Here is a 3,332-nt window from a genome sequence, read left to right as displayed (position 1 = left end):
CCTGAGCGGTTTCGAGGTGCTCGATAGCGTGAGATGGATGGGCGGCCAGCTGAACGGGGCCGACCTGTCCGTCATGTTCGTCGCAAGAAAGCGGTAATGGCGGCGGGTGTATTTGCATTGTGTAGGGATGCGAGATGAAATACTCCATCGACATGTTCGCCCGATACTGTGCGCACGCGTATCAGGAGCTAGCGGGCCAGTTCCTGCGCCGATTGAATCGTTCTGGGGGGAACACTGAAAAGTGAGCTGTTCTATCATCACCGTTTCGCCACACGTGAGCAGGCAAAGCACTCAGTCAGTGAATGCATCGATATGTCCTACAACCGCCAGCGCACGCAGGCGCGTCTCGACTATCTGTCACCCGTGGTATTGACGCAGCGATACTATCTGAATCAGTTCGCTGCTTAACCGGTTGTCGTCTACGCTTTGCGGCTGACTTCAGTCGCAACACCACTTCCGACTCTAGCTTTGTTCGGGATGACCTCAGCGAGCTTGCGCAGATATCGGCCCCACGCTTCCAGTTCGGCGAACGCCTGCGCGCTGCCGTAGGCGATGATGGCATTCACCGCGCCGCTAGCGAGCCGGAGCTGGATATCGGCGTGCTCGGGATGGCGCTCGCCGAGCTCGCGCAGACACCGCCCCCACGTTTCCAGTTCCGCGAAGGCCTGCGCGTTGCCGTAGCGATTGATGGCATTCACCGCGCCGCGGGCGAGCTGGAGCTGGATTTCGGCGTGCTCGGGATGGCGTTCAGCAAGCTCGCGCAGACACCGCCCCCACGTCTCCAGTTCCGCGAACGCCTGCGCGCTGCCGTAGTCACCGATGGCACTTACCGCCCCCCGACAAAAAATTTCATCAAAACGAAGACTCCCCTCGTCCTGACTCTTCAGATCAAAAATGAGCTGGTCCAGGCCATACGCACGTCGCTGCGCATGAGCCTGCTGGACAAACAAACCGAACACCACGCCATAGCGGTTAGCTCTCGAACGCCCCGCGACTTCACGTAAGCTTTCGATTAAGCTCGATTGGACGGCCTCACGTGCCATGATCATCCTCCGATCGTAGCAAGTTGCCGATCGCGAGGCATAGGCTGGGAAAGGGGGAGGCCCAGGCGGCGTCAGTGCTTTCTTCAGCGCAGGCATCAGCCGGCAAGCATCGCAGGATCGCGAGGATCCACGGCATCAACTCTTCCGGATAATCTCGGCTGGCCATCAACATCGTTTGCCCACACGCGGACGCGTCGAGTTCTACCGCCCGTTTGGCAATGACATCAACATCGAGGCGGCGTTCGCCTCGCTCATTGGGTTGCGCGCCGCTGACCAACAAATATTCACCAAACAGGTCTGGTTCCAGCGGCCGCAGTCTGCCATCGGGCGGCGTCCCGTCCTGATTCAGGATCGCTTCCAGACCATTGCAAGGAAGCGCGTCGTTCTGCTTTGGCGGTCCAAGCAACGCGATTTCGGTGAGTGGCGCTCTGGCCAGTCTGAGCGGCAAGCCACGAGTCAATGTCACAAGCGCAATAGCAGATTCATATTGGGGCAGTTTGTGCTGCCATGTCTCTCGGTCGCTAACGCCAGCCGCGCTCCGCCAGGATGTGTGGCGTTCGCGCTCCAGCATTTCATCGAGGAGATGGTCGCGGTTCAGGCGGTCAAGCCCCAGTTCTCCGCTCGCGTCGACCACCGATTCAAGCGCCTCGGCTATCGCGTGCAACAGCAATGGCTTGCCGTCATCACTGATGCGAGCCACATCCTGCCAGAACGGCTCTCTGTCCGCGGGCAACGCCAGGCGTGTGCCGAGCGCAGTCTCCAGAAAGACACGCCACAGCACTCGCGGAAGGGGATGAATCTCCAGGAAATCGGTGTCTTGAACGACCGGATATTGACTAACGTACCGTAGAGATGCGAGCTCCGCTTTAGCTGGCTCGGCCTCTGGCAGGGGCGGCCGGTACAACGCCGCTTTGGCAGCTATCAGGTATTCGTCGCGCGTTTCCCCCGGCATCGACAGCCGGTCCGAAAATACCGGCCCGAATACACCTGGACGGTCCAGCAGCAACACGCGGACGGGATGAAGGAGACGGCTGCGCCTCTCGTGCAAAGAGGTGAACCGCCGCAAAAGCTGCCCAGCGCGCTCTGCTACACAGTCAATAACCAGTAACGTTGGCGCTTCTGGCGTCCAGTCCCACGCATGCTCCCCTGCGAGCCAGTCAGGAAAATTCTTTCCGCGACTGCGCAGAAAACCTGCGCTCCAGCCCTCGCGCAACAACCGCTCAACTAGTTCGAGCGCCAATCGTGACTTACCGGTACCTCCTTCGCCAACGACACCCCACCAGCGAAACTGCTCAGAATCTGAAATGAACAACATGAGCTTGCGCAGTTCGGCCTCGAACCCAATCATGTGGCGGATGGGACGTTCGCTGAAACGCAGGGCTTGCAACCCTGGCTCACATTTTGGCGCCGCTGTCGGAACGTAAAGCGGCGGGTCAGCCTTTCGGCACGTGGCGTCCCGAATGTCATTCAACAGAGCGGTATGCCGTCGCTGCATCTCATGGATATTGTCTACTACCTGGTGCACGCGATCGACCCGCGTGCGCATTTGCATCAACTCGTCGAGCGGTGGCTCGACATGACGTTCGAACCGTTGTTCGTTGAGGGTGCTGGGGTCTGGCTGGTGCACAGCCTGCGTAAGGTTCGCTGTGTATTGCTGTTTTGCCGTGCCGTTGCGGCGCACTTCCGTGGCGATGCTCTGCAGCAGCGCGCGCTGAAATGTGAGCCATGGCTTCTTCAAATGCTCATTTTCCAAAATCTTCCCCAGTTGCGCCAAACGCACCTCGATCGGGACAGGCAAACGGCCTTATGCAGCGCCGTCCTGCCGCCTGGCTGCTGAATCAATAGCGCGGGAAGGTCTGGCCCCGGCGCCTGCTCGTAAAAAGCGAGCCAAACGCGTCAGTGCGCAACCAACCTTCGTCGGTGAGTTGCAGGAGTTCTCTTTCTGGTCCTGAGGCTGAAAATAGGGCATCAAACGGCTGCCGGTCCGGTAACGCGTCCAAGGCAGTTCGAAATCGATCGCGCCAGTGCCTGGTTGGCGGCATCAACGCGTCACCTTGTGTATCCCGACCGATTGGATAGGCGCCCTGCAAGGTTGGGCGATGTCCCGTCAGCCATTCAGGTCATCGGGACCTTGTCTTCATTCTGGCTTGCATCGCGGAGGAACGCACGATAGGTGGCCTCGATTCCGGTCCTGAGGTCGATCGAGGGCGACCAGCCAAGGCTGCTCAGACGCGATACGTCAAGTAGCTTGCGCGGTGTCCCATCGGGCCTGGTCTCGTCAAAGCGCAG

At 59.6% G+C, this 3,332-nt stretch carries 2 protein-coding genes and 1 pseudogene; 1 reads left to right on the top strand and 2 read right to left on the bottom strand.

Going from position 1 to position 3,332, the window contains the following annotated elements; translation table 11 throughout:
* Positions 1 to 149 precede the first annotated feature (149 nt).
* A pseudogene (locus P0D89_RS51800) lies at positions 150 to 408 on the top strand (IS3 family transposase); the annotation flags it as partial.
* Positions 409 to 419: 11 nt separating this feature from the next.
* Here P0D89_RS51800 and P0D89_RS51795 read toward each other — a convergent pair.
* Together P0D89_RS51795 and P0D89_RS51790 are read right to left on the bottom strand one after the other, a co-directional pair.
* Complete coding sequence (locus P0D89_RS51795) at positions 420 to 1,049, bottom strand: hypothetical protein (RefSeq protein ID WP_408379448.1); 630 nt, start codon at positions 1,047 to 1,049, stop codon at positions 420 to 422.
* The gene (locus P0D89_RS51790) at positions 1,033 to 2,817 is read right to left on the bottom strand and encodes a hypothetical protein (RefSeq protein ID WP_408379445.1); all 1,785 of its coding nucleotides are present in this window, start codon (positions 2,815 to 2,817) and stop codon (positions 1,033 to 1,035) included. Before P0D89_RS51790 ends, P0D89_RS51795 begins: the two co-directional genes overlap by 17 nt.
* Positions 2,818 to 3,332: the final 515 nt, after the last annotated feature.

Origin of the sequence: Paraburkholderia sp. RL18-085-BIA-A, from assembly GCF_046027075.1 — a bacterium.
Classification (GTDB): Bacteria; Pseudomonadota; Gammaproteobacteria; order Burkholderiales; family Burkholderiaceae; genus Paraburkholderia.
This window is presented reverse-complemented; position numbering and strand designations above follow the sequence as displayed.